The sequence below is a fragment of the Bacillus sp. 275 genome, from assembly GCF_001999205.1.
GTDB classification, from domain to species: Bacteria; Bacillota; Bacilli; order Bacillales; family Bacillaceae; genus Bacillus; species Bacillus velezensis.
The window spans coordinates 3,805,137-3,831,179 of the sequence record NZ_CP019626.1 but is presented as its reverse complement, the minus strand read 5'-3'; the positions used below and the strand labels follow the sequence as shown (position 1 = coordinate 3,831,179).

Below are 26,043 nucleotides of genomic sequence, written 5' to 3'. Positions count from 1 at the left end.
GTTTGCCTGGCTAGATGAAAATCCTGTACAAGAAAAAAAGCAGGGAATCAGCCCCTGCCTACTTCATTTTTATCGTAAAAAGCTCTGTTTGTCCTTTTTTCGCTTCGTTTGCGCCTGCAAATTGCAAAGGTTCTGCGGCATCGCCATTCATAATCACCATAGGGATGACGGTGCTGCTTGCTTTTTCTTTTATTAAATCCAGCCGGCACGTTAAAAGCAGATCGCCTGTTTTCACTTTGTCTCCTTCTTTTACATGCGCTTCAAAGCCTTCGCCGTTCATATTGACGGTATCCAAACCGACATGTATCAAAAGTTCCGCTCCGGAAAGGGTGCGGATGCCGACAGCATGTTTTGTATGGAACAGCTGAATCACTTCTCCCTCAACCGGTGAAACAATGTCTCCGTTTGCAGGCTCGACGGCGATCCCGTCCCCCATCATTTTTTGTGAAAATACGGGATCCGGCACTGAAGCCAAATCCATCACCGCTCCGTCAGCCGGAGAAAAAATCACTTCCTCGGCCGGCTTTTTCCGGCTGTCTCCCAATCCGAATAATTTTTTCAGCAATGTGTTGTGCTCCCCTTCCTAAATGTGAATCCGTTACCAGTTTATTCTCCACTATTTAACCATACTTTCTTTTTTCCTTCAATTCTTAACCATACGGCATAACATCGCATAGTCTGTTTGTAAAAAGGCGGTGGTCATATGGATCAATCACAAAACGATAAACTTGATCGGCAAAGTAATGAGGACATCATCAGCCATGCGATGGACCAATTTTTTCACTCAGGTCCCTTCGCAGAATTGATGCAGGGTTTTCAGCACCTTGTCAATTCGGCTTTTACTGAAGCGCAAGTGACGATTGACGTCAGAGAAGAGCCGAGGGGCCTCGCGGTTGATATCAGCGTTCCCGAGACATTCCGTGACGGTGATATGCTGGTGGAAACGAAGGGGTGCTACCTTCACGTTACAATCCGCTACGATCATAAACAGGCTCATTCATCCCATGTGTCTTCAAGCATGACAAGAACCGTTGTCCTCCCGTATAAGGTGAGTGAAGAAGATATGGAAACATCCTGGAATGAACAGACGCTTACCCTCTTTTTCCCTAAAAAATAAGCATGAATGATGGATATCATTCATGCTTTTTATTTGAAGATACTGGTGAAGCCTTTCACCAGCGATCCGACCTGATTTACGGCGCTTACCATCTGCCCCGTTGTATCTATCATTTTATTAAAGTCAAACTGTCCGTTCGTTTTTTTAAACTGGGAGAGTATGCCTGAGAATTGGGAAGACTGCTGCTGATTCGGTCTGGGAACGGGGTAAGGATTCACAAACCCCGGCTGCCCCCCGGGCATGGCTGCCTGAGGAGGAGGGGGAGCAAACGGCTGCTGCATATGACCGTATTCCTGATTCGGATAAAATTGCTGCGGGTACTGCCCTTGCTGATGATATGGCGGCTGCTGCAATGGCTGTATCTGCTGCGGATACGGCTGCTGTAATGGCTGTATCTGCTGCGGGTAGAAATATCCCGCCGGCTGCTGGTACATATTTTGATATGGCTCTGCTCTCCATTGCATACGACATTCCCCCTTGTCTCTCACTAAGTTTCTGCTATATATGTATGAATTCCGCCGTGGTTATGTGCTTTCGGTGATTCTGATTTTTGTCAAATGCTGTCGAAAGTCTTAATTTTTTAAAAACAGAAAAAAGTCGAATCGTTATGTTACCATAATCTCAACATACATGAGAGGGGATGCACCATTATGAACGTATCATACTTAAGAAAGCGTTTTGCTGAAGTGAAAAAATATGAAACAGATTGTGCAGATAAACTGATGGACTTTGCAAAATTCCTCTATATTCAAGGCCATCTCACCGCAACCGAATTTCGAAACAGTATGAAGGTTCTCGAAGCAAGTGGAGCAGAAAACCCGGCGTATGAATAACATACCCGACCCCTTTATATAAAAGAAGGCAGCCGTTTTCAGCTGCCTTCTTTTTCAATTTCATCCCTCAATATACGAAGCGTATATAAAACAGATTCAGTTAAATCCCTGTATCTTTTTTTATGAATATGATGAACATATGATTGGAGCATCAGCTCTCCGAAATTTTCTGTAACGGCCTGAATTTGTGCGTGATGAACGTATTTCGGACGGTTTTCCTGAATAAACGCAAGCGCTGCTTCTGTCCAAAGCGCGCAAAGCCGGTCTCTTTTTTCAACATCGGGTTTAATAATCTCAAAAAAATCATATGAACGGCCTGACTCTTTTCCATCCTGATACCTTTTTTCGGCTTCCAGAACCGCCTCTATCATTTGTTCTGTCAGCTCCAATAACGACTGTGTCTGCAAACGGACTCACCTCAGTACATATGGTACCAAAGTTTTTGCATAAAATCAGCTGATCCGGCAGGCTCTCGGCAAATCCTTTTTACGCCGGTCAGTCAAAAACAGGTCATCAATACAAACATGAAGCTCCCGCGCCTCTTCCTCAAGGCGGGAAAGTTTCTCCTGTCTGATTTCTTCAGCTTCCGCCTGACAGGATCTGACTGCTTGGGTAAGCGTCTTTTCAGCAGCAGAAATCCGGAATTCGATATCAGAAAGCAGACGGAGAATATCAGCCTTGCTCGTGTAAACAGACATTCATGTTCCTCCCTTTTATCACTTGCGTCTCTTACGAATATAATTCTCGTTTTCATACCGCTCTCCTCTGCACATGACAAAACTAGAAGCAGTTCGGCAAACAAACAGAGATTATCCTAAAAGGCGTGCCTTTCGACAAAAAAGTGCCGCAAACTTTGTATGAACCGGCACGTTAATGCAAACGATACAGTTGAGGAGGTGCCGTATGAAAACGAGACCGAAAAATGCAGGTAAACAGCAAAAAACCGAAGCAAAAACGACTGATACGCTTGATAAAAAATTAGGCGGCCCAAACCGCCCTTCCACGTAACACATCAGCAGCCCGAAACCCCAGCGAACGGTTTCGGGCTTTTTCATTTCTTCAGCCACTCTTTAACCGCGAAGAGCGCATGGAGCTCCCGTCTTTTCTGGAAGTACCAGTCCGTCAGTTCAAGCTGTTTCGGCATTTTCTCCTGTAAGAAAGCCCCTTTTCTTAACCTTTTTTGAAACCAATCCGCCCTTTCGCCGTCTAATGGGTGGGCAACAATGGGATAGGTTGTCCTCAGCATCGGTGATGTTCTTTTTTTGATGCCGATCATTTTCTCCATATCAAAGCGTGAACCGGTATGAGGAACGGTATCAAGAAAACGGTAAAAAGAAGCGTGAAGATCAGGGCTGAACAGAAGGCGGGCCAGCTGTTTTCCGAGCGTAATTCTCTCTTCGGTTTTTGAAAACCGTTTGACGGAAATTCCGTATAAATGTCCGTCAATTGAAGGGAATATCACCGTATTAAAGTGAAACCAATCACTTAAATAAAAAGGAATCGTGCCAAAAACATTCTTTTTAAACGAAGGATTTTGTATAATAGGTGCTTGGATAGTGTTTTGTTCATTTATAATAAGAGCATACATGAGCCGTTCCGTATCTCCGTCACGCCAAAAGCGAAACCACTCTTCCTGCATAAAAGCCGAGACGCGGAAATGAGGAAGATGACGGAAAAGAGGTTCGCCGATTTGTTTTGACCACTGGTAGACCAGAAGCTGAGGATAGGCATCAGAAAAAATCAGCCAATTCGCCCTTTCATACGAAAGGAAAAACCAGTTTTTCTGACTGCTGTCAAGGCCCTCCTGATAAAGGACGCCTCTTAAATCAGTCATCGACCAGCCCGCATTGCGGGACACAAAGGATGCCAAAAGCGGCCACTTGATCTCAGGATGGCGGTCATAATATGCTTTATAGGCATTCGTCCGGGAAATATTATCGGCATTTTTTATTTTCGTCTCTTTTTCGATCAGGCGAAGAATGGCGGTTACGGTCTGTCGTTTATGCACGTTCATTCACTTCCGTCACTATTAGTTTGATAAGGAGGATGGAAAAAGTGATTCGGTACCCGAATGGAAAAACTTTTCAGCCGAACAAAACGGTTTCATCCCAAAACAGCCAGAAACGGTCCCATTCATACAGTAATCGCGGCATGACCCTCGAAGACGACCTGAATGAAACGAATAAGTATTATCTGGCTAACCAAATTGCTGTCATTCACAAAAAGCCGACACCCGTCCAGATTGTAAACGTCCACTATCCGAAAAGAAGCGCCGCAGTCATTAAGGAAGCTTATTTTAAACAGTCTTCCACAACTGACTACAACGGCATTTATAAAGGACGCTACATTGATTTTGAGGCAAAAGAAACAAAAAACAAAACGGCATTTCCCCTGCAGAATTTTCATGATCATCAGATTGAGCATATGAAGCAGGTGGTCAGGCAAGACGGCATTTGTTTTGTTATTATATCCGCTTTCGGAAAGGTTTATTTCCTCGAAGCCGACAAGCTGTTTGTCTTTTGGGAGAGAAAGGAGAACAATGGCAGAAAATCGATTCGCAAAGACGAATTAGAAGATGCTTCCTTTCCGATTTCTCTTGGATACTCACCGAGAATTGATTATATTAGTATTATTGAACAGCTTTATTTTTCGCAGGAACAGTAGACTGAGCGAAAGGTTGATAAACGAAAGGTTGAGATGTTATGTCAGATCAATTTACGAGCCGTGAAGAACGCCGTAAGGCAAGGCAGACGAAAAGCACTAAGCCCTCTTCACCGAAAAAAGGCAAGAAACAGCGTAAAGGCGGTTTATTCAAAAAGATTGTACTGTCCTTGGTTATTCTGTTTGTCCTTGGCATAGTCGGCGGAGCGGCGGCATTTGCCGTTTTGGTTTCCGGCGCGCCGTCTTTGGACGAAGCCAAGCTGAAAACGCCTTACTCTTCAACGATTTACGATAAAAACGGCAAAGAAATCGCGGAAGTGGGCGGTGAAAAACGAACCTACGTCGCGATTAAGGATATACCCGATGTTGTGAAAGAAGCATTTATCGCAACTGAAGACGCCCGTTTTTATAAGCACCACGGTATAGACCCGATCCGGATCGGAGGCGCCTTGGTCGCCAACTTTACGGATGGATTCGGTTCAGAGGGAGGAAGCACAATCACCCAGCAGGTTGTGAAAAACTCGCTTTTGACCCATCAGAAAACGATTAAACGGAAAGCACAGGAAGTGTGGCTTTCACTGCAGCTGGAGCGCCATTATTCTAAAGATGAAATCTTAGAAATGTATTTAAACAGAATTTATTTCTCACCGCGTGCCTACGGCGTCGGTAAAGCCGCTGAAGAATTCTTCGGCGTAAAAGATTTGAGCAAGCTTACGGTTGAACAGGCGGCGACGCTTGCCGGAATGCCGCAAAGCCCGACCGGATATAACCCGGTTAAAAATCCGAAGGCTTCCGAAAAACGCCGAAACATTGTTCTCAGCTTAATGGAAAAACAAGGATTCATTTCAAATTCTGACTACCAAAAAGCAAAGAAAGTGTCCATGAAAGATGAAGGCGTCGTCAGCCAAAAGGAATACGATAAAAAGGACACAAATAAATACAGCGCTTTTGTCGAAGAAGTTATGAAAGAAATTGAGACAAAAGAAAAGAAAGACGTCGATATTTCAACTGACGGATTGAAAATTTACACGACTCTTGATACGAAAGCACAAGATTATCTTGATCAATTGATGAACGGAGATACAGCCGGCTTTTCGGAAGGCATGCAGGGCGGCGTCACTCTCCTTGATACGACAAACGGAGAAATCCGCGCTATCGGAGCAGGACGGAACAGAACTACCGGGGGATTCAATTATGCAACACAAGGTAAAACCCAGCCCGGTTCAACGATAAAACCGATTCTTGATTACGGCCCGGTCATTGAAAATAAAAAATGGTCGACGTATGAGCAGATTGACGACTCAGCTTATACGTACTCTGACGGCACTCCGATTCACGACTACGACAATAAATACAGAAATATGATATCAATGCGAGAGGCTCTCTCAGACTCGCGTAATATTCCGGCTCTGAAAGCATATCAAGCAGCCGGTAAAGATAATGCCGTCGACTTCGCAAATGACTTAGGACTAGGATTAAACAAAGAGAGTGTAACCGAATCTTATTCGATCGGAGGATTTGGTGAGGATAACCGCGGTGTATCTACTATGACAATGGCGGGCGCCTACAGTGCGTTCGGAAATAACGGAACGTACAATGAACCGCACGCGGTCACATCGATTGAATTTAATGACGGCACTAAGCTTGATTTAACACCGAAACCGAAAAGTGCTATGAGCGATTACACGGCATTCATGATTACCGATATGCTCAAAACAGTCGTGCAGTCAGGAACAGGCAGACTAGCTCAGGTGCCGAACGTGGAAGTCGCCGGTAAAACGGGTACGACCAACTTTACTAAAGAGGATATTCAAAAATATAATATCGCACAAGGCGGAGTCCCAGACTCCTGGTTTGTCGGATACACCCCTCAATATACAGCAGCGGTTTGGACCGGAGTTGAGTCTGGCAACAAAGCAGGCAAGAAATCACTGTCTTCTGCTGACCAGCAAGTCGCAAAACGGATTTTCCAAAAGCTGATCTCTTACGTTGATAACGGTAAAGGAAGCTTCAAGCAGCCTGACAGCGTCGTAAAAGAAACAGTTGAGAAAGGCTCGAATCCTGCCGCTTTAGCCGGACCAAATACACCGGATGATAAAAAAGTGACGGAGTACTTCGTGAAAGGAACGCAGCCAACTGCCGTTTCTAAAACGTACACGAAAGAAAAAGCCGATAAACCGTCAGGATTGCAAGTGAAATACGACAAAGATAAAAAATCATTAACTTTAAGCTGGAATTATGACGGTGATGCAACATTCAATGTCAAACAATCCGTTGACGGCGGAAGCTACAGTGACATTCAAAACAGTTCAGCAAAAGAAGCCGTCGTCTCAGATGTCACACCAGGCTCCACATACAGCTTCCAGGTGACAGCGGAAAACGATGACGGAAAAAGCGATACGGCATCAGCTTCTTTCAAAGTCCCGAAAGATGAAGAAGACGATGCGGATAAAGATAAAGCGACTGACGATGAGCAGAAGTCTGATGAAGACAAAGACAAGACGCAAACCGATGATTCAAACACAGATGACAATCAGACAGATACGTCTGACGGATCGGATCAAACACCAACTGATGACCCCGATAAAAATCAGGATCAATCCGATAAGGATCAAACAGATAACAACAATCAGAATCAGCCCGGTAACGGGACCGATAACAACGGACAGCAAGATAACGGCTCTGATAATGATTCCGATTCCGGTTCAGACGGCTCAAATAAACCTGACAGCGGTCAAACGGACAAAAACCAAGACTCATCTTCAAATATCAACGGGCAGTCCAATTCGTCAACCATCCAGTCAAATTCCGCTCATTAGCGGACGAAATCCTTCACCTCAAACAGGTGAAGGATTTTTTTTATACAAAAAAACCTCCTTATGAGGGACTGACCCCATAATATGAGACAAACAAAAAACACCTTCAAGTTTGAAAACGGATCGTTGTTATCCGAAATTAGACTTGGAGGTGTTTTTCTATGAGGGCAAGAGTGAGTTATCCGGTTGAAGTCAAACAGAAGGCTGTAGAAATGAGATTGGCGGGCGTGCCTGTGAAGGAGATCATGCAGGAATTGAATATAAAGAATAAGACGCAGGTGCAGACATGGGTCAGGTGGTATAAAGCTGGGGACACACATCGATTCGAACAACCTGTCGGAAAGCAATATTCTTATGGAAAAGGTCCAGAGTATTCTTCCGAATTAGAGAAACTGCAGGCAGAAAATCGTTATCTGAGACAACAGAATGAAGTGTTAAAAAAGTACAACGAATTGGAAAGGAAGCTGATAGCGAAACGCCAGTCGAGCTTGTAGAAGCATTGCGCAGCACAATGACCATAAAGGATATCTGTATTCATTTAGGTATCTCACGAGCATCTTATTATCGTTGGAAGAAGAATCTGATGAAAGATAACCCTAAATACCATTTAGAAAAACAAATCGGCACGTTGTGCCGAGAACACAAGTATCGATATGGCTATCGGAAAATCACAGCCATATTAAAAAAGGGAATGCGTATGAATCATAAAACGGTTCAGCGCATTATGCAGAAGAATCAGTGGCAATGCCGGGTTAAGGTGAAAAAGCGCAAGAAGAATGGGCAGCCATATGCCGTGGCCGAGAATATATTGGATCGGAACTTTCAGTCTGATCGCCCTCTGGAAAAGCTAGTAACGGATATCACATATTTGCCTTATGGGCAGAAACAATTGTATCTTTCCAGTATATTGGATTTATACAATGGAGAAGTGATTGCTTTTACGATTGGCGATAGACAGGACACAGACTTTGTCTTACACACACTTGATCAGCTGCCCGCACTGCCAGAGAACTGTGTGTTACATAGTGACCAAGGTTCTGTTTATACATCTTATGAGTATCAGAAAGCTGTTAAAACAAAAGGCATTACCATGAGCATGTCCCGCAAAGGGACGCCCGCTGATAATGCCTCCATCGAATCGTTTCATTCCTCACTAAAGTCTGAAACGTTCTACCTCGACAGGTTGGAAAGCACTACGACGACCATCGTAGAACAAACTGTCGAAACCTATATACACTATTATAACAACATTCGTATTCAAACGAAACTAAACAACCAGCCGCCGGTCACATACCGACAGCTGGCTGCTTAAAGGTGTTTTGATCCCTGTCTCAAAAACGGGGGTCAGTCCCATGAGAAAAGGAGGTTTTTAACCTTTGTTCATGGCTTCATATTTATGATATTGTTTCTTCATCTCCGTCATCAATTCATCAAGCTGAATAAACGAGTGAAATTGAGTCGGTTTTGTTAAAATAAACGCCATTCGCTCCGCCCAATTGATCGGTTCGGCGGGAAAATGCTTTGTTTCAAGCACAGACCAATCGAGTGATGTGACCCGCTCCCCTGCCGTCCAGTGAAAAGCGGCAATCAGACAGGCAATCCCCTTCAGCATGTCATTTTGATCACATCTCGATTTTCTTGTTTGAAAAACGGGAAGCAACGTTTCTTTCGTTTCATTCCAAATCTGAAACAGAAACGGGACATATTCGCCCCTTTCCCTCCATGGCTGCACTGTTGGCTGACCGCTGAAATCCATATACAGCGGATGGCGGCGCAACGCCGTTTTGACCTCGAGGCTTTCCAAGTCCGTAAGGCTGCGTAGGTATGTTTCATAGCCTGCCAGAATGTCAATCGCCGTCACCGTTTCACCAGCCCTTTTTTGTCACGCTTCTGCCCTTCTCTGCACAGCGGAAGCAAAGGACATTCCGCACAGCGGGGAGATTGCGCTTTACAATGATACCTGCCGAAAAATATTAATCTGTGATGCGTAACAGACCAATCCTCTTTCGGCACTTTTTTCATTAATGTTTTCTCTACTTCCAAAACAGAGTCCTTCCAGCGGCAGATACCGAGCCGTTTAGAGACCCGCTCCACATGAGTGTCTACTGCGATCGCAGGTACGCCGAAAGCAACAGACACGACCACATTTGCCGTTTTCCGTCCGACACCCGGCAGATTCACAAGCTCATCCCGGTCTTTCGGCACTTCTCCGCCGTACTCTTCGATGATCATTTTGCTCAGCTTTTGAATATTTTTGGCTTTATTACGGTACAGGCCGATTGATTTAATATCCTGCTGGAGTTCTTCCAGCGATACGGCAAGATAATCTTCGGGCCGTTTATATTTTTGAAATAGCGTTTTTGTCACTCTGTTGACGAGAGCATCCGTACATTGCGCGGATAATGCGACTGCCACAACCAATTCGAAAGGATTTGAATGGACAAGTTCACATTCTGCGTGCGGAAACATATCGCCGATTTTTTCAAGACAATATTCAATCTGCTTTAAATTTAACACGTTTCTCCCCTTCTCATGTTATTGTTCCAGCCAATTGTAAAAAGGCACCTGCCTCGTATACTCTTTTTGCGGATCATTTTGTTTCGTTTGAACACGCCGGAATTTTTGGCTGTGCGCCTTCGCCTGCTCAACCGTTTTGAAGCCGTTCTTTTTCCATTCAAATAAAATCCGGTCAATATAGCGAAAACTGAGTTTCCCCGATAAAACGGCTTCTTTTAAGGCGTGTTTAATCAGAATCGCATCATGCTGATCCTGGTCCTGCCATATGGCCAGCGTCTCGCATTCAAGCGGCGACAGCGGTCTTCCGAACTCTTCTTCAAAGATGGTATACAGGCTTTTTTGTTCTTTTTCTGACGTTCTTTCCTGCGTTTCATTTTGAGAATGCTGCATGTAATCATACAGCTTCGCCCATAACGGCTGCAGAGAATATTTTTCAAACTTTATGCCGTTATGGTCTTCACATTCTTCAATAAACAGAAAACCTTTTTGAATAAACATTCTCAGGCAGCTTGTACATTCTTCAGCAGAGATGGACATGCCTGACTGAAGTTCAAACGGCGTCGGAAAATAAGAGCCCTTTTCCAAATGCATTTTAATTTTCAAAAGCAGGATCAATTCGGTTTCATTCAGCTCGAGCTGCCGGTAATGTGTCAGCAGCAGGTTGGGAATGCTTGAAATGCCGAGTTCCTGCATATCTATAAATTGCTGTTTTTTCATCCTTACACCTCTTACTGTAAAAGGTTATCTCCGGGAGCTTTCCCCTTTACTTAGAAAAAGTCTCCCTTGCAGGAGACTTCGTTTTTTAAAACTATTACGGATACAGACGGTTCAGAAGTCTCGGGAACGGAATCGTTTCACGCACGTGAGGCGCTCCGCTGATCCAAGCCACTGTCCGCTCAAGTCCGAGGCCGAAGCCGGAGTGCGGAACAGAACCATATTGTCTGAGTTCAGCATACCATTTGTAAGCATCTGAATCCAGACCGTGTTCTTTTAATCTTTCTTCCAATAAATCCATATCATGAACGCGCTCTGAACCGCCGATGATTTCCCCGTAGCCTTCCGGAGCGATTAAGTCGGCACATAACACGACATCGTCACGATCTTTGGCAGGCTGCATATAAAACGGTTTTAATGACGTCGGATAATGAGTGATAAACACCGGTTTGTCATAGCTTTCTGCGATCGCTGTTTCATGCGGCGCACCGAAGTCATCTCCCCACTCAATATCGTCAAAGCCTTTTTCTTTCAGGAATTCGATCGCTTTATCGTACGTAATGCGCGGGAATGGCGCTTTGATTTGTTCAAGCTTCGATGTGTCTCTACCTAATGTGTTCAGCTCGATCTTACAATGTTCCAGCACACTTTGTACGATGTATGCAACATAATTCTCCTGAACTTCAAGGTTTTCTTCAAATTCAACAAATGCCATTTCAGGCTCAATCATCCAGAATTCGATGAGATGGCGTTTCGTTTTCGATTTTTCCGCTCTGAACGTCGGTCCGAAAGAGAATACTTTTCCGAGCGCCATTGCAGCTGCTTCCATATACAGCTGGCCGCTTTGAGACAAGAAGGCGTCTTCATCAAAATATTTCGTCGCAAACAGCTCAGTCGTGCCTTCGGGAGCGCTTCCCGTCAAAATCGGCGGATCAACTTTCACGAAGCCTTCTTTGTTGAAAAATTCATAAGTCGCACGAATGATTTCGTTGCGGATTTTCATAATTGCGTGCTGGCGTTTCGAACGGAGCCATAAATGTCTGTGATCCATTAAGAATTCCGTACCGTGCTCTTTAGGCGTAATCGGATAATCAGTCGCTTCGTGAATGACTTCAATGGATGTAACAGCAAGCTCATAGCCAAGCGGTGAACGCTCGTCCTCTTTCACAATTCCTTTTACATAAAGTGACGTTTCCTGCGTCACTGATTTCGCGATTTGGAAGATGTCTTCTTCTACTTCAGCTTTGACGACAACTCCCTGAATGAAGCCGGTACCGTCTCTCAGCTGTAAAAATGCGATTTTACCGCTTGAGCGTTTATTAGCGACCCAAGCTCCAATCGTTACTTCCTCGCCTGTGTGTTTATACACTTGGTTTATTGTTGTTTTCAAACTCTTTCCCTCCAGAACAAGAAAGACATTCAGGAATCTGCCTGAATCTCTTTTTTCATCACTTTATTATACCCGTTCTACTCTAACGGGGTCAATGCAAGTGAAAAGCGGCTTTAAAAGCCGCTTTTTCAGAATCAGCTGTGTTTTTCCGTGAAGCGGCGGATTCTTTCGACCGCTTCTTCTAAAAGATCGAGTGACGTTGCGTAAGATAAACGGACGTTGTCCGGTGAGCCGAAGCCCGAGCCCGGTACGACGGCGACTTTTTCTTCTTCCAGAAGCGCCTTGACGTATTCATCGACATCTTTGAATCCGCAGTTTTCTGCGGCCGCTTTGGCGTTAGGGAACAAGTAAAACGCCCCTTCAGGTTTGACACAGGTGAATCCGGGAATTTCACCGAGCTGAGCGTAAATGGTGTTCAGTCTGTGCTCAAATGCCTGTCTCATCTCTTCCAGCGGCTCAGCCGGACCGTTATAGGCCGCAATGGCGCCGTATTGAGCGATGGACGTCGGATTTGATGTGCTGTGGCTTGCAAGGCTCGTCATCGCTTTAATAATCGTCTCCGAACCCGCCGCATAGCCGATCCTCCAGCCCGTCATGCTGTGAGATTTCGACACGCCGTTAATGATAATCGTCTGCTCTTTCAATTTATCTGAAAGCTGTGCGATTGAGACGTGTTTTTTTCCTCCGTATGTAAGCTTCTCATAAATCTCGTCGGAAACGATCAGAATGCCATGCTCCAGACACACTTTTCCGAGTTCCGCAAGCTCTTCTTTCGTATACATAACACCTGTCGGGTTGCTCGGTGAATTGATAATGAGCGCTTTTGTTTTCTCGGTGATAGCCTGCTTCAGCTGCTCCGGTGAAATTTTAAACTGATTGGATTCCAGCCCTTCTGCATAGACGGGACGCCCCCCTGCCAGTTTCACCTGCTCAGGGTAGCTGACCCAGTAAGGAGTCGGTATAATCACTTCGTCCCCTTCATCGAGAATAACCTGAAATAATGTATACAGAGCGTGTTTCGCTCCGGTGCAGACAATGATTTCTGACGGCTTATATTCAATCCCCTGGTCGTTTTTGAATTTTTTTGCAATACTGTCTTTCAGCGCCGGCAGACCGCCTGATGGCGTATATTTCGTATGGCCTTCATTCATGGAACGCACCGCGGCATCTATAATGTGCTGAGGCGTATTAAAATCCGGTTCTCCTGCTCCGAGGCCGATGACATCATGGCCTTCTGCTTTCAGCTCTTTCGCTTTTGCAGTAATTGCAAGTGTTGCAGACGGTGTTAATGCGGATACTCTTTTTGCCAATTTCAACTTGAACTCCCCCTAATACGTCTCACGGTGTGATGTTTTTGAGAATCTTGCCGCTTGTAAAGTCCACATAACTAAAGCTATACTGCCCGCTTTTGTTGATATAGGTCACTTCCCATAACGGAACATTGTTTTCTCTCGCCGGGTGAACGCCATTCAGCTTGGAAACAAGCCCTTCGTCCCGAACGATCTTGGCAGCCTTGCCGCTTGAAATGCCGTCACTGGCTTTTTTTGAGAGAATTTTTGCTTTTTTGTCGGCCGGAACCCATACATACATATCTTTTCCATGTTTATCCGTTCCGGTAACAACATAATATTTCTGTTTGCCGACAAAGGTCTCCACTTTCTCAGCATCTGTCAGATCCGTTTTTTCTTTAGCGGCTGCGGCAGCTGTTTCGTGGCCTTCTTCTTTTTGAGCCATTGCAGATTTAAAAATGCTGGCCGAAAATAAAAGAACTGCTAAAAAAATAATACCAAATACGGCTGTAAATATTAATGCTTTTTTTCTCATCTTTTTCACCTATGTGCGATAAATGGTGAAGACCGCTTCATTTTGATTTTCTTCGTCGAGCGCAAGCCCGAACATCAGATTGTCCCGTTTCAAAGTCCGGTTTAATGTATCGACGATTTTATATAAATCATCTGAATGCTCCACATTAATCGTTGACAGAATTTCAATTTTGCTTTCCATTTTTATACCCTCCATCGGTCGAACAAATTTTGTTAGTCATAACGGGGTGCGCCCGCGGCATAATAAAATCACAAGGCGGCATGAACCCGCTTTTACTATAAAAACAATTCCTCATCCCACACCACGAAAGCCGCGTTTATGCGGCTTTTATTCCGTTTGGCTGACATAAGCCCCGAGTTCGGCATCCGTCAGCTCCAAAAGGGATGAAGTCGGGAGCGCTTCAAGAAACAGCCGTCCGTATCCCGCCGTCTTTACACGCTGATCTAAAAGAACGATTGTTCCCTTGTCTCCCGCCGTACGGAGCAGGCGCCCGATCCCCTGCCTGAACGTTAACACAGCCTCAGGCAGGGAAATCGTCTGAAACGGATTTTTTCCCTGCTTCTTGGCAAATTCGCATTTTGCGGCATGAAGCGGATTGTCAGGCGCCCTGAAAGGAAGTCTTGCGATCATGACGGTTGACAATTCATCCCCCGGAAAATCAACGCCTTCCCAGAAATGATTTGTCCCGAGCAAAATCGCCCGGCTTGCCGTTTTAAAGGTTTTCATTAATTTACCGGGACTCCCGCCCGAAATACCTTGGGCGAGAAGCTGAATGCCTGATATCTCCATACTGAGTTTCAGTTCCTGATACACTTTTTTCAGCATATCATGAGACGTAAACAGGACAAGGATCTTCGGCTGTTTTCCCTTTGACATGATTTCTGCATACTTGGCAATATGCTCAATGACTTCCCGCTCTCCGTCATATTTAACGGATTTCATCTCTTTCGGAATGATGACGTTCATCTGATCATCGTAAGAAAAAGGAGACGGGATGCTTTTGGTGCGCGGATAAAAATCCGCAAGTCCGAGCCTTTCAATCATAAATTGAAAAGAATGCTCCACCATTAAGGTCGCTGATGTGAGCACAACGCTTTTTTTGCGGGCGAAAAACTGGTCTGCCAGCATTTCACCGGGCTCCAAAGGCTGCGCATAGATGCTGACGGCATTTTTTGCGCCCTTCGCGTCAATTTCAACCCAAACGGCTTCTTTCTCATCATTTTCAAACAGCAGCCTGCTGAACGTATCGCGATATTCTTTCAGCCCCCTGATACACTTTACATATTCGGCCGCTAAAACAGCCGCTCCGCTTTTCATCTGATCAAGCTTTTGATGTAACAGTTTCTCCTGTACTGAAAACATATCAAGCAGCTGATCCAGCATCGCACAAAGCCGCTCCGCTCCGTCCGTTATCATGTGAAACCCTTTATCCTGGCTTTTATGATTGAGACTATAAACGAGACGGTTCAGATCGTCTTTAGGTTTTCTTCGTTTGACAAAAGAATGCACTGAACTGAAAAATGCGTCGCTTTCCGATTGAATATGCTTCATCCACTCATCGGCGTCAAAAAAACTTTCCGCCGGCAGTTCATACGTATAAAACAGTTTTCTCATCCGCTTTAACAGTCCGTGTTCCTTTAAAGTTCCGATTCGGCTGAGCTTTGTGTGCAGTCCGATGTATGAAGCTCTCTTCCCCAGGTGCTCGCTGGCAGCGCGTTCGAAATGATGCGCTTCATCAATGATGATCGTTCCGCTTGCAGGCAGTTTTTTCGTTTCACTGCTTTGATCTGAAAACAGCAAAGCATGGTTTGTGATAATCAGATCTGCGGCCTGCGCCTTTTCTTTAGCCCGTTCATAAAACCCGGCAGCCGAGTCCTTCCCTTTTTTCAAAAAAGAATTCTCATCGTAAGCCATGCGCTCCCACAGCAATCTGCCGCCTGATGGAAGATTCAGCTCAGCGGCGTCGCCCGTTTCAGTCTCCGTCAGCCAGACGAGAAGCTGCGCTTTCGTCAAAACCGCATCATAGTTGTCATCTTCCTCATGCAGAATATGTTCAAACTTAGGCAGGCACAGATAATGTGATTTCCCTTTTAAAATAGCGGCTTTGACCGGCCAAGGAAACATACGCTCCAAAAGCGGAAGATCTTTAGACATGATCTGCTGCTGCAAAAGAGTAGAGTACGTGCTGATAATCACGGGAGTATGCTCCGCTTTGGCAAATAAAACAGCCGGAACGAGATAACCGATCGTTTTTCCGATGCCGGGCGCCGCTTCAATCAGCGCATGCTCCCGATTGCGGAATGCGCCAAGCACTTCATCCATCATCGAAAGCTGCCCTTTCCGCTTTTCATAGCGGGGGATGATGCCGGATAAGATCTGTTCTTTTTCTTCGTTCCACTTTTCAAGGTCAATGGCCGCATTCACCGGACGGGAAACCGGAATGTGATCGGGCTCTTTAATTGAAAAAGAGGCGTATGGAATGCAGCGCTTTTCTTCCGCCGGCCTGCTTTCATGTATAAAAGAATCCAAAAGCAGCGTCAAATCGCTGATAAAATGCTGTGAAAGCCTTCTAAGCTGCTTTAACGTCGGTAAAGGCAAATGTTTCAGTTTATGTAAAATGTCTAAAAAGACCAGTCCCGTAACCTCCGCATCGCTGTCTGCGCGGTGAGGGCGGTCATGAACAATATTCAGCTCCGCGCACAACTCACCGAGCTTATATCCTTCAAACCCCGGGAAAACAATACGCGAAAGCTCAACCGTATCAAGCACTTCACAATCCGGCAGCTCATAGCCCGCTTCGCTCAGTTCATGCCGGACAAATCCGAGGTCGAAATGAATATTGTGGGCAACAAAATACGCGCCGTCAAGCAGATGAAAAATCTCTTCCGCGACCGCTTCAAACGGCAGTTCATTTTCAACCATTCCGGACGAAATTCCGGTCAGCTGTTCAATAAACGGCGGGATGGCCTGATTCGGATTGATATATTTTGAAAACCGCTCAGTTATTTGTCCATTTTCAATGACAACCGCTGCGATTTGAATGATTTTATCGCCCTTTTTCGGCGAATTTCCTGTTGTTTCGACATCTATGACAACGAACCGTTGTTTGTTCATTAAAATGGACACCTCAATTCTTGCATACGAGAAAAGTGTAACACGTTTTGTTGAGAAATGGAGCGGAAAAACAGCTTTTGCCCCTAAATCTTAAAAGAAAACCCCCATGAAGGGGGCTCTTTTACAAAATCGTGTGTGCCGGCTCCTGACCCAGCATCTGCTCGATTTTATTCTGATCATCCAGAACGGCCACCTTCGGCTGATGGCTTTTTGCTTCCTGATCAGACATCATTTGATAAGAAATAATAATGACTTTATCTCCTTCTTGGACGAGACGGGCGGCTGCTCCGTTTAAACAGATGACGCCGCTCCCCCGCTTACCGGGAATAATATACGTTTCAAGTCTCGCTCCGTTATTATTATTCACAATCTGAACTTTTTCATTAGCGAGCATTCCGACGGCATCTAAAAGATCTTCATCAATTGTAATGCTGCCGACATAGTTTAAATTGGCTTCCGTCACGGTAGCACGGTGCAGTTTTCCGGCCATCATAGTGCGGTACATATTATGATCTCTCCCATTCATCAATATCAATAATGATATTATCAATCAGTCTGGCTTTAGAAAATTGGACGGCACAGGCCAGAATGACCTTGCCGTTTAATGTTTTAAGCGGAGTCAGCTCCGGATAAGCGTACAGTTCGGCATAATCAATGACGCCGCTTATGTTTTCGATGGTATCGGTGACGGTTTTTATAACGGTTTCCGGATTTCTTTCACCGCCTCTGATCAGTTCGGCGCCTTGCTGCAATGCTTTATAGATCATCGGCGCTTCTTTGCGTTCCTGCTCAGTCAGATAGACGTTGCGAGAGCTTTTGGCAAGTCCGTCTTCTTCTCTGACCGTGTCCACTGCAACCAATTCGATATCAATAAAGAAGTCCTCAATTAATCCGTCCACAACCGCTGCCTGCTGGGCATCTTTCAGGCCGAAGTAGGCGCGGGTCGGTTTAACGAGATTGAAAAACTTCGTCAGCACAGTGGCCACTCCGTCAAAATGGCCGACGCGGGAGGCGCCGCACAACACGTCAGTTCTCCTTTTCACTTGCACGGCAACATTTTGCTCGCCTTTGTACATATCACTTGGAGACGGCGTAAACAAAACATCTGCCCCCGCCTGTTCTGCAAGCCGGGCATCGCGCTTTAAATCTCGCGGATATGCTTCGTAATCCTCGCCCGGTCCGAATTGAGTCGGATTGACAAAGATGCTCATCACGACAATATCGTTTTCTTTGCTTGCTTTTTCAACCAGCGTCAGATGTCCTTCATGAAGAAAACCCATTGTCGGGACGAATCCGATCGTCCGGCCTTCTGAGCGGTATTGTGCAATTAATTCTTTCAGCTGTTGAGTTTCTGTCAGTTGTTTCATCGCTTACTTTCCTCCGTACAAGCCTTGCAGCACAGTTTGGTTTATCTGAAAGGAATGCTTTTCTTCCGGGAAAACCCGTTCTTTCACATCACGGACATAATCGCTGAGGGCCGACTCAATCGTGCCGTCGATTTTGGCGTATTGCTTCACGAACTTCGGTGTTCTGTCCACGCCGTGGCCGACGACGTCATGATAGACAAGGACTTGGCCGTCCGCTTTTGAACCGGCTCCGATTCCGATGACGGGAATGGATACTTCTTCTATTATTTTAGCAGTCAGTTCAGCAGGCACACATTCAAGCACGAGCATCATCGCTCCCGCCTGCTCGCATTTGATGCTGTCTTCAATGAGCTTTTTCGCGCTTTGCTCATCTCTCCCCTGCACTTTATATCCGCCTAATACGCCGACAGACTGCGGTGTGAGGCCTAAATGGCTGACGACGGGAATTCCGCCGAGAGTCAGCGCGCGGATGGATTCGAAAACGCCGTCTCCGCCTTCCAGCTTTAACGCGTCCGCGCCGCTTTCCTGAATAATGGCCGCGGCGTTTTTCAATGTATCCTCTTTTGAAAGATGGTAAGACATAAACGGCATGTCAGTTACGATAAACGTATTTTTCGCACCGCGTTTTACCGCTTTTGTATGGTGAATCATGTCACTGACCGTTACGCCGACTGTTGAATCGAGTCCGAGCACGACCATTCCGAGCGAATCCCCGACTAAAATCATGTCGACTCCCGCCTGTTCCGCAAGCTTTGCCTGCGGATAATCGTAAGCGGTCAGCATCACGATCGGCTCTCCGTTTTCCTTCATTTTCATGAAATCCAGTTTTGTTTTCATTCTGTTTCTCCTCCTCTAAACGGTGAGGAGATGAGCCGCCAATTCTTCGCAAGCAAAAAAGCCTTCTGTAAAATAAGAAGGACCCCCACTTGTTTAACGTTCGGCGAATGTCATCCCTCTGTCCCAGTCCTTTTTTGGATCAAGGCAGACTTTTCGTAATCTCTGTTCTGCTGATCAGGTGCAGTTCATTATGATACTGCCCATAGGAAGTATACCAAATTCACGAGGCTTGTACCAACTAAGATTAATTGAGCTCAATATCGGCAGAATAGATCTTCTTTATACCGTCTCTCGTTTCCAAGAGAAGAACTCCCTCATCATCAATGCCGAGCGATTTCCCGTAAAACGTCCCTTGCAGCGTTCTCGCTCTGAGCTCGTTCCCCAGTCCGACCGCATAGCTTTCCCATAGCAGCTTGATCGGTGTAAAGCCGTGGTTCAAGTAATCCTGATAGCGTTTTTCAAAAGTCAGCAGAATCTCTTGTATCAGACCCGCTCTGTCAATTTTCTCGCCGGCTTCCATGCTCAGGCTCGTCGCAATGTCCTGAAGCTCGCCGGGAAAATCGGTTTCCTGCTGGTTCACGTTGATCCCGATCCCGAGAATAACCGAACGGACACGGTCTTCTTCTGCCTGCAGCTCAGTTAAAATCCCGACGGCTTTTTTGCCGTGAATCATTAAATCATTCGGCCATTTAATGGCGGGCTGTACACCTGTAAAAGCCTCGATGGCCTGTACGACCGCAACGGCAGATAACAGGGTGAGCTGCGGCGTTTTTTGCAAAGGAACGTCGGGTCTCAGAATGAGGCTCATCCAAATCCCGTTTCCCTCCTGTGAATGCCATACTCTGGCCATTCTTCCTCTGCCTGCCGTTTGTTTATCGGCGACTACGAGCGTTCCTTCCGGCGCGCCGTCATTGGCAAGTTCATGAGCGGTTTTTTGGGTGGACGGCAGGACGTCCCGGTAATGAAGCTGTTTGCCCAAAACCTCTGTTTTCAGCCCGAAACGGATTTCGGATTCACTGAGTTTCCCCGGTTTTTTAATGAGCCTGTACCCTTTTCGTCTGACCGCCTCAACCTCATAGCCCTCTTTGCGGAGCTCCTCTATATGTTTCCAAACGGCGGTTCTCGAGCAGCCGAGCGCGTCACTTATTTTCTGCCCGGAGATAAAGCCGTCACCCGCCTCAGAAAATAAATCAATTAATCGGGTTCTTAATGTTGATCCCATGATGCGAGCCACTCCTTTATGTCATGTTTTCGGTTAGGGAGCTTCCCTGCCAATACCGCTTCTTCAATCCGGCGAAGTTCTTCGGCCACCCATTTACCCGCGCGGCGGTTTCTGAGCTCCATCAGATCAGCGCCTGAAATGTCGAGGTCTCGAAGGCTTTTGATCGGCAGCTTCTCATACAGGCTCTGAACCTCTTTCAGCTTTTGTTCATCAATCGTCTTATGCTTTTTCAGCATCCCGATTTTAACGGCTGATAACAGCGCCTCTCCCGCCCGGTACATCGCTTCTGCTTCCAGCTGCGCCGGATAAACGCTTATGATCTGCACCGCTTTTTTTATGACTTTTCCCGGCAGTTTCCATTGTTTTAAAAACGCCTCGGCGCTTTTCGGACAAAGACCGAGAAACAATAACAGCGCTGCCCAGCGTTCTTCGCGTGCATCTAAAGAAGAAAACGGAAATCCGCTTGCTTCCAGCATTTGCTGCTCATAACCGGAAAGGCCGGGCAGCTCTTGTATCAAACCTGTCTGCACCATCGTTTGAATCGCTTCTTGTGAGGAAGCGCCCTGCAGCAGCTTTTCAAACTCAACGGTCTTTCGTTCTACTGATACATGTGCCAAAAGCTCCCTGTCTTTTATGACGGCCTCTCTTGTTTCTTTTTCTAACAGAAAGCCGAGCTGACTCATAAAGCGGACGGCTCTCATCATCCGCAGAGCGTCTTCCCGAAAACGGTCTTCAGGATTACCCACCGTACGGATCAGCTTTTGTCCGATATCATGTGCGCCTCCGAAATAATCAAGCAGCTCTCCTTCGGCAGACATCGCCATCGCGTTAATCGTTAAGTCTCTCCGCTTTAAGTCTTCTGATAAAGAAGTAATGAACCGCACAGCTTCAGGGCGCCGGTAGTCCTTATATTCTGATTCGGCACGAAAAGTGGTGACTTCATAGGTTTCATCTTCCCACAGGACGATGACGGTGCCGTGCTCTTTTCCTACATCGACAGTCCGCTTAAAGAGACGCTCCACCTCATTCGGCGAAGCGCTGGTTGCGATGTCCACATCACCTATTTTTCGTTTCATATAGCTGTCTCTGACGGCTCCTCCGACAAAGTACGCCTGATGGCCCGCCTTCATCAGGTGATGAAGGATGGGGAGGGCTTTGACAAATTCCTGTTCCATAAGATCACTCCGGTCCTGCCAATTCGTCATAAATCCGTTCATACTGACTGACGATTCTTTGCGAAGAAAAGGCGGTCTCCACCATTTTCAGCGCATGATCAGTCAATCGTTTGCTGAGCTGTTTATCTTCTAAAACGGCAAGCGCTTTTTCAGATGCCGCCTGAATATCGCCGACTTCCACCAGAAAACCGCTTACTTGATCTTTAATCACTTCCGGGATTCCGCCGATATTTGTTCCGATGCACGGCACGCCGCAGGCCATCGCTTCAAGGAGGACGAGTCCGAAACTTTCTTTTTCAGACAGAAGAAGTTTAAGGTCACTGATGGAATACAGCTCTTCCACCCTGTCCTGATTTCCGAGGAGCAGCACTTGATCCTGCAGTCCGTATTTTTCGACAAGCTGCCAAGCGACGCACTTTTCCGGCCCGTCGCCGACAAGCAGGAGCTTCGCCTTTGTGTTGGCTGCGATATTACGGAAAACGCGGATGACATCTTTAACACGTTTTACTTTTCTGAAGTTCGAAACATGGATGACGACCTTTTCATCCGGCAAAATGCCATGTTTCTCTTTTATACTCTCTGTATTTTTCTTAAGATAAACACGTTCATCAATAAAGTTGTAGATGGTTTCAATTTTTTTATCCGGCTTGATTAAGTCATATGTTTCTCCGGCAAGCGCGGTTGATACCGCCGTCACTCTGTCGGACGCTTCGATGGCAAAACGGATTAAATCTTTTAATGACGGATCATATCCTAAAACGGTGATGTCCGTACCGTGAAGCGTCGTCACGATGCCGATGTCGCGCTTGAGCATCTGTTTGGCAAGATAAGCGCATACCGCATGCGGCAGCGCATAATGCGCGTGAATGATATCAAGATTTTCCCTCGCGGCAACCTCGGCGATTTTGCTCGCCAGCGTAAGGTCATAAGGCGGATATTTAAATACCGCGTATTGGTTGACTTCCACCTCATGAAAATGAATATTCGGATGATATGTATTTAATCTGAACGGGATGCTTGATGTGATGAAATGAACCTGGTGCCCTTTTTCTGCAAGCAGCTTGCCGAGTTCCGTCGCAATAATACCCGAGCCTCCGACACTCGGGTAGCATGTAATCCCTATTTTTAATGGTCTCATTGTCCGCCCCCAAAAACATCATCATTCAAAACGGGAAGCTGTTTTGAAAAGAAGCCTTCGGCATACCCCGTCCCGGCTTCTTTGCCATACAGTCTTTCCCGCGCTTCCACCATTTCGATATAACCGTTGGTCAGCGGTGTGTTCACTGACTGCGCCGTAGGAATAAACTGGCTTTGATAGGCGTGCAGGCTTTCTTTTTTCAGATCGATGGTTTCCGTTATGTCGATTACAAAGTCCGGACGGTGAAACCCGTTGATCATATAATAGTATACGCGCTGAGCCTTATGAGCCGGCAGTTCCTGGTGATCTCTGTATTTATGAATTCCCGCCGAGAACACCGCTTCTTCGACCAAAGCCGCCGCATTGCCGTGGTCAGGATGGCGGTCTTTCGGATAAGGCATGAAAACGGTTTTCGGCCGGCAGGCTCTGATGACACTGACAATCCGGCGGATGCCGTCCTCACTTTTCAAAAGCCCGCGGTCGGGAAACGTAAGCTGGATTCTCTCTTTTACGCCGAGAATTCGTGCCGCCTCTGCCGCTTCTTCTTTTCTTATCCCTACCGTTCCGTTGGATGATAGTTCGGCCTCGGTCAAATCGCATATCACCGCGGTTTTTCCTTGAGCCGTAAATTTTGCGATCGTGCCGCCCATACCGATCTCGACATCATCACTATGGGCGCCGAACGCCAGAATATCAACGTGTTCAGACATTCGGCTCTCCTCCGCGCACAAGATTGCGGAAATCAAATGCCCCGCCGTCCAGCGTCCGGACGAGGATTTCCGCTGTTCCCATATTTGTGGCGAGCGGGATCGCGTATACGTCACACAGCCGGATCAGCGCCGAGACATCTGGTTCGTGAGGCTGCGCAGTTAACGGATCGCGCAGAAAAATGACGAGATCCAGGGCATTTGCCGCAATCAATGCGCCGATTTGCTGATCTCCGCCGAGCGGGCCGGATTGAAAACGTTCAACGGACAATCCGGTCGCTTCCTGGATTTTCAGGCCTGTCGTACCTGTCGCGTATAACTCATGATGGCTCAGTATATCTTTATATGCGGTCGTAAACTGAACCATATCCTGCTTTTTCTTATCGTGAGCAATCAAAGCGATTTTCATTTGATGTTCTCCCCCTTGCCGATTCAGTCGATAATATTTTCGAGTCCGTATACAAGCTGGTCGATTTTCATCACTTGCTCCACTGACAGCTTCACTCCTGACATAAAGGAAGCCCGGTTATAGGAGTCATGGCGCAGTTTCAGCGTCTGGCCGTCCATGCCGAACATGACTTCCTGGTGGGCGATAAGGCCCGGCAGACGCACGCTGTGAAGGCGGATGCCGTTTAATTCAGCACCGCGGGCGCCCGGCAGAATTTCTTTTTCATCAGGATGGCCCTGCTGCTTTTCTGTACGGACGCTTGAGATCATTTCCGCTGTTTTCAGCGCCGTTCCGCTCGGGGCATCCAGCTTTTGATCATGATGAAGCTCAATGATTTCTACATCTTCAAAATAGTTGGCGGCCATTTGTGAGAACTTCATCATCAGCACCGCGCCCAATGCAAAGTTCGGAGCGATGATGGCGCCGATTCCTTTTTCTTCAGTCAAGGCTTGAAGCTCCTCTAAATCCGCTTCAGAAAATCCGGTCGTTCCCACAACGGGGCGGACGCCGTGTTCAAGAGCGGCTTTCGTATGTTTTTTGCCGATTTCAGGCGTTGTCAAATCGATCAGCACATCCGGTTTTGTTTCTTGGAAACATGCGCGGATATCCGTATAAATAAGAGCGTCTGAATCAGCTGACATCACTTCCCGCAATGTTTGCTGATCGTATGTATGGTCAATGGCGCCGACAAGCTCAAAATGAGGCGTGCGGACGGCAAGTTTTACGGCCTCCTGGCCCATTCTGCCTCTCGGTCCGGCAATGACGACTTTAATGGTTTCATTTGACATGGTTTCTCCTACTTTCCTTCTTCTTTTCTAGTCCAGCGGTCTTTATCACGTGTATTAAATTTATGCATGACGCGGTTATGAGCTTCCTCCAATGAAATATCAAGGGAGTTGGCGAGGCAGATCAGAACGAACAGCACATCGCCCATTTCCTCTTCCATGCTTTTCTCATTTTCCGTCGTTTTCTTCGGCTTTTCCCCATAATAATGGTTGACTTCTCTTGCAAGTTCGCCCAGTTCTTCCGTGAGACGGGCCATCATGGCAAGCGGGCTGAAATAGCCTTCTTTGAATTGGCCGATATATTCATCGACCTCAGCTTGTAAGTCTTTCATCGTTTTGTCACTCACTGTGCGAATACCTCCTGTCATCTCTTCCATGTTAGCTAATTCAAGTACATTTGACAAATGTTAAAAACGGCAGTTTGCTGTTTTCTTTTGTATCCACTATAATATTTACGCAATCTTATGGAAGGAAAAGGGGTTTGATGCAATGCTTGGAGAAATCAGAATCAAAAACATTTGCTTTATTTTAATCGGCGCCGCTGTTTTTTCATTCGGACTGGTTCACTTTAATATGCAGAACAATTTGGCGGAAGGCGGATTTACCGGCATTACGCTGCTTTTATATGCGTTATTCCACATCAGCCCTTCTATTTCCAACCTGGTATTGAACATTCCTATCTTTTTCATCGGCTGGCGTATGCTCGGCCGGACGATGTTTGTCTATACCCTGATCGGCACCGTCTCTCTTTCTGTTTTTCTGAGTGTTTTTCAGCGTTACGAAATTCATATGCCGCTGTCGCATGATTTAGCGCTGGCCGCCTTATTCGCCGGTGTATTTATCGGCGCGGGTCTCGGCATTATTTTTAAATACGGCGGCACGACGGGCGGGGTCGATATCATCGCCAGGCTGATCAACAAATTTTTCGGAATCCCGATGGGCCGGACGATGTTTGCCTTTGACGCCTGTGTCATTCTGCTTTCTTTGTTTACGTATCTTTCTTACAAGGAAGCGATGTACACGCTTGTAGCCGTTTTTGTCGCTGCGAGATTGATTGATTTTATCCAGGAAGGCGGCTATGCGGCAAAAGGGGCAACGATTATTTCTTCGAAAAACGATTTGATCCAGCAAAAAATCATTGAAGAGATGGAGCGCGGCGTCACTGTTTTAAAAGGACAGGGATCATATACAAAAGAAGACAGGGACGTTCTTTACTGCGTCGTTCCGAAAAACGAAATTGTGCTTTTGAAAAGCGTCATCACTTCCGTTGACCCGCACGCCTTTGTTGCAGTAAGCGACGTCCATGATGTGCTCGGCGAAGGCTTTACGCTTGATGAAAATAAAAATCCGATCAGACGATAATAAAAAGACGGCTTTT

At 46.3% G+C, this 26,043-nt stretch carries 30 protein-coding genes; 7 read left to right on the top strand and 23 right to left on the bottom strand.

All coding sequences use genetic code 11. From position 1 onward, the window contains the following. Nucleotides 1–58 precede the first annotated feature (58 nt). Nucleotides 59–565, bottom strand: coding sequence for a PTS sugar transporter subunit IIA (locus BZ167_RS18845; RefSeq protein ID WP_012117833.1), 507 nt, complete (start codon nucleotides 563–565; stop codon nucleotides 59–61). A 138-nt stretch (nucleotides 566–703) separates the two neighbouring features. Here BZ167_RS18845 and BZ167_RS18840 point away from each other — a divergent pair, with 138 nt between their 5' ends. Next, entirely contained in the window at nucleotides 704–1,117 is a 414-nt protein-coding gene (locus tag BZ167_RS18840) for an Hsp20/alpha crystallin family protein (protein WP_053573251.1), read from the top strand. A 29-nt stretch (nucleotides 1,118–1,146) separates the two neighbouring features. Here the strand turns inward: BZ167_RS18840 and BZ167_RS18835 are convergent, their stop codons facing one another. Next, nucleotides 1,147–1,581, bottom strand: coding sequence for a YppG family protein (locus BZ167_RS18835; RefSeq protein WP_053573252.1), 435 nt, complete (start codon nucleotides 1,579–1,581; stop codon nucleotides 1,147–1,149). 186 nt (nucleotides 1,582–1,767) lie between these two features. Between BZ167_RS18835 and BZ167_RS18830 the strand changes: the two genes are divergently transcribed. Then, nucleotides 1,768–1,950, top strand: coding sequence for a YppF family protein (locus tag BZ167_RS18830; protein WP_003153532.1), 183 nt, complete (start codon nucleotides 1,768–1,770; stop codon nucleotides 1,948–1,950). A gap of 38 nt (nucleotides 1,951–1,988) precedes the next feature. On the opposite strand, the gene BZ167_RS18825 is transcribed toward BZ167_RS18830, so the two are convergent. Then, complete coding sequence (locus BZ167_RS18825) at nucleotides 1,989–2,357, bottom strand: YppE family protein (RefSeq protein ID WP_007409492.1); 369 nt, start codon at nucleotides 2,355–2,357, stop codon at nucleotides 1,989–1,991. A 45-nt stretch (nucleotides 2,358–2,402) separates the two neighbouring features. Next, the gene (locus BZ167_RS18820; RefSeq protein WP_012117836.1) at nucleotides 2,403–2,648 is read right to left on the bottom strand and encodes a DUF5446 family protein; all 246 of its coding nucleotides are present in this window, start codon (nucleotides 2,646–2,648) and stop codon (nucleotides 2,403–2,405) included. 205 nt (nucleotides 2,649–2,853) lie between these two features. Here BZ167_RS18820 and sspM point away from each other — a divergent pair, with 205 nt between their 5' ends. Next, the gene (sspM, locus tag BZ167_RS18815; RefSeq protein WP_003153525.1) at nucleotides 2,854–2,958 is read left to right on the top strand and encodes an acid-soluble spore protein SspM; all 105 of its coding nucleotides are present in this window, start codon (nucleotides 2,854–2,856) and stop codon (nucleotides 2,956–2,958) included. Between the two features lie 43 nt (nucleotides 2,959–3,001). On the opposite strand, the gene BZ167_RS18810 is transcribed toward sspM, so the two are convergent. Continuing rightward, the gene (locus tag BZ167_RS18810; RefSeq protein ID WP_015417701.1) at nucleotides 3,002–3,964 is read right to left on the bottom strand and encodes a DUF2515 domain-containing protein; all 963 of its coding nucleotides are present in this window, start codon (nucleotides 3,962–3,964) and stop codon (nucleotides 3,002–3,004) included. Between the two features lie 41 nt (nucleotides 3,965–4,005). Between BZ167_RS18810 and recU the strand changes: the two genes are divergently transcribed. From recU to BZ167_RS18795, 3 genes are all read left to right on the top strand, one after another. After that, nucleotides 4,006–4,614, top strand: a complete 609-nt coding sequence (gene recU / locus BZ167_RS18805; protein WP_012117837.1) for a Holliday junction resolvase RecU — start codon at nucleotides 4,006–4,008, stop codon at nucleotides 4,612–4,614. Nucleotides 4,615–4,652: 38 nt separating this feature from the next. Then, nucleotides 4,653–7,430, top strand: coding sequence for a PBP1A family penicillin-binding protein (locus tag BZ167_RS18800; protein ID WP_077392174.1), 2,778 nt, complete (start codon nucleotides 4,653–4,655; stop codon nucleotides 7,428–7,430). Nucleotides 7,431–7,588: 158 nt separating this feature from the next. Continuing rightward, nucleotides 7,589–8,739 (top strand): IS3 family transposase gene (locus BZ167_RS18795; protein WP_094031235.1). Its coding sequence is split into 2 segments (ribosomal slippage): nucleotides 7,589–7,862 and nucleotides 7,862–8,739, totalling 1,152 coding nucleotides; the frame shifts between segments, so codons are not numbered across the junction. A gap of 57 nt (nucleotides 8,740–8,796) precedes the next feature. Here the strand turns inward: BZ167_RS18795 and BZ167_RS18790 are convergent. The 18 genes from BZ167_RS18790 to BZ167_RS18705 all read right to left on the bottom strand — a co-directional run bounded on the left by BZ167_RS18790 (nucleotide 8,797) and on the right by BZ167_RS18705 (nucleotide 25,012). Beyond that, on the bottom strand, nucleotides 8,797–9,288 hold the full coding sequence (locus tag BZ167_RS18790; RefSeq protein WP_033574712.1) for a YpoC family protein: 492 nt from the start codon (nucleotides 9,286–9,288) through the stop codon (nucleotides 8,797–8,799). After that, nucleotides 9,285–9,944, bottom strand: coding sequence for an endonuclease III (nth, locus tag BZ167_RS18785; protein ID WP_007612187.1), 660 nt, complete (start codon nucleotides 9,942–9,944; stop codon nucleotides 9,285–9,287). Before nth ends, BZ167_RS18790 begins: the two co-directional genes overlap by 4 nt. An 18-nt stretch (nucleotides 9,945–9,962) precedes the next feature. After that, complete coding sequence (dnaD, locus tag BZ167_RS18780; protein ID WP_033574713.1) at nucleotides 9,963–10,661, bottom strand: DNA replication protein DnaD; 699 nt, start codon at nucleotides 10,659–10,661, stop codon at nucleotides 9,963–9,965. 94 nt (nucleotides 10,662–10,755) lie between these two features. Further along, nucleotides 10,756–12,048: an asparagine--tRNA ligase gene (asnS, locus tag BZ167_RS18775; protein ID WP_003153515.1), complete on the bottom strand. Its 1,293-nt coding sequence runs from the start codon at nucleotides 12,046–12,048 to the stop codon at nucleotides 10,756–10,758. 134 nt (nucleotides 12,049–12,182) lie between these two features. Further along, nucleotides 12,183–13,364 carry a pyridoxal phosphate-dependent aminotransferase gene (locus tag BZ167_RS18770; protein ID WP_033574714.1) on the bottom strand — a complete coding sequence of 394 codons (1,182 nt, stop codon included), beginning with the start codon at nucleotides 13,362–13,364 and terminating at the stop codon, nucleotides 12,183–12,185. A 22-nt stretch (nucleotides 13,365–13,386) separates the two neighbouring features. After that, nucleotides 13,387–13,872 carry a cell wall elongation/penicillin-binding protein regulator TseB gene (gene tseB / locus BZ167_RS18765; protein WP_007409483.1) on the bottom strand — a complete coding sequence of 162 codons (486 nt, stop codon included), beginning with the start codon at nucleotides 13,870–13,872 and terminating at the stop codon, nucleotides 13,387–13,389. Nucleotides 13,873–13,881: 9 nt separating this feature from the next. Beyond that, a complete protein-coding gene (locus tag BZ167_RS18760) occupies nucleotides 13,882–14,052 on the bottom strand; it encodes a YpmA family protein (RefSeq protein ID WP_003153512.1) in 171 nt (56 codons plus the stop codon). A 147-nt stretch (nucleotides 14,053–14,199) separates the two neighbouring features. Further along, on the bottom strand, nucleotides 14,200–16,986 hold the full coding sequence (gene dinG / locus BZ167_RS18755; protein WP_033574715.1) for an ATP-dependent DNA helicase DinG: 2,787 nt from the start codon (nucleotides 16,984–16,986) through the stop codon (nucleotides 14,200–14,202). A gap of 121 nt (nucleotides 16,987–17,107) precedes the next feature. After that, nucleotides 17,108–17,491, bottom strand: coding sequence for an aspartate 1-decarboxylase (gene panD, locus BZ167_RS18750; protein WP_003153510.1), 384 nt, complete (start codon nucleotides 17,489–17,491; stop codon nucleotides 17,108–17,110). Between the two features lies 1 nt (nucleotide 17,492). Then, nucleotides 17,493–18,353, bottom strand: coding sequence for a pantoate--beta-alanine ligase (panC, locus tag BZ167_RS18745; RefSeq protein ID WP_033574716.1), 861 nt, complete (start codon nucleotides 18,351–18,353; stop codon nucleotides 17,493–17,495). Nucleotides 18,354–18,356: 3 nt separating this feature from the next. Continuing rightward, nucleotides 18,357–19,190 carry a 3-methyl-2-oxobutanoate hydroxymethyltransferase gene (gene panB / locus BZ167_RS18740; RefSeq protein WP_033574717.1) on the bottom strand — a complete coding sequence of 278 codons (834 nt, stop codon included), beginning with the start codon at nucleotides 19,188–19,190 and terminating at the stop codon, nucleotides 18,357–18,359. Between the two features lie 244 nt (nucleotides 19,191–19,434). Next, nucleotides 19,435–20,412: a bifunctional biotin--[acetyl-CoA-carboxylase] synthetase/biotin operon repressor gene (locus BZ167_RS18735; protein WP_012117846.1), complete on the bottom strand. Its 978-nt coding sequence runs from the start codon at nucleotides 20,410–20,412 to the stop codon at nucleotides 19,435–19,437. Beyond that, the gene (locus BZ167_RS18730; protein WP_033574718.1) at nucleotides 20,397–21,587 is read right to left on the bottom strand and encodes a CCA tRNA nucleotidyltransferase; all 1,191 of its coding nucleotides are present in this window, start codon (nucleotides 21,585–21,587) and stop codon (nucleotides 20,397–20,399) included. The genes BZ167_RS18735 and BZ167_RS18730 overlap by 16 nt, the downstream gene beginning before the upstream one ends. 4 nt (nucleotides 21,588–21,591) lie before the next feature. Next, the gene (gene bshA / locus BZ167_RS18725; protein ID WP_020955989.1) at nucleotides 21,592–22,725 is read right to left on the bottom strand and encodes an N-acetyl-alpha-D-glucosaminyl L-malate synthase BshA; all 1,134 of its coding nucleotides are present in this window, start codon (nucleotides 22,723–22,725) and stop codon (nucleotides 21,592–21,594) included. Beyond that, on the bottom strand, nucleotides 22,722–23,435 hold the full coding sequence (gene bshB1, locus BZ167_RS18720) for a bacillithiol biosynthesis deacetylase BshB1 (RefSeq protein ID WP_032866298.1): 714 nt from the start codon (nucleotides 23,433–23,435) through the stop codon (nucleotides 22,722–22,724). The genes bshA and bshB1 overlap by 4 nt, the downstream gene beginning before the upstream one ends. Beyond that, nucleotides 23,428–23,841 (bottom strand): methylglyoxal synthase, encoded by a 414-nt coding sequence (gene mgsA / locus BZ167_RS18715; protein WP_003153499.1) that lies wholly within the window; start codon nucleotides 23,839–23,841, stop codon nucleotides 23,428–23,430. The genes bshB1 and mgsA overlap by 8 nt, the downstream gene beginning before the upstream one ends. A gap of 23 nt (nucleotides 23,842–23,864) precedes the next feature. After that, nucleotides 23,865–24,668, bottom strand: a complete 804-nt coding sequence (gene dapB / locus BZ167_RS18710; protein WP_003153497.1) for a 4-hydroxy-tetrahydrodipicolinate reductase — start codon at nucleotides 24,666–24,668, stop codon at nucleotides 23,865–23,867. An 8-nt stretch (nucleotides 24,669–24,676) separates the two neighbouring features. After that, nucleotides 24,677–25,012 (bottom strand): nucleotide pyrophosphohydrolase, encoded by a 336-nt coding sequence (locus BZ167_RS18705; protein WP_003153495.1) that lies wholly within the window; start codon nucleotides 25,010–25,012, stop codon nucleotides 24,677–24,679. A 142-nt stretch (nucleotides 25,013–25,154) separates the two neighbouring features. On the opposite strand from BZ167_RS18705, the gene BZ167_RS18700 reads away from it, so the two are divergent. Continuing rightward, the gene (locus tag BZ167_RS18700) at nucleotides 25,155–26,027 is read left to right on the top strand and encodes a YitT family protein (protein ID WP_003153493.1); all 873 of its coding nucleotides are present in this window, start codon (nucleotides 25,155–25,157) and stop codon (nucleotides 26,025–26,027) included. Nucleotides 26,028–26,043 lie beyond the last annotated feature (16 nt).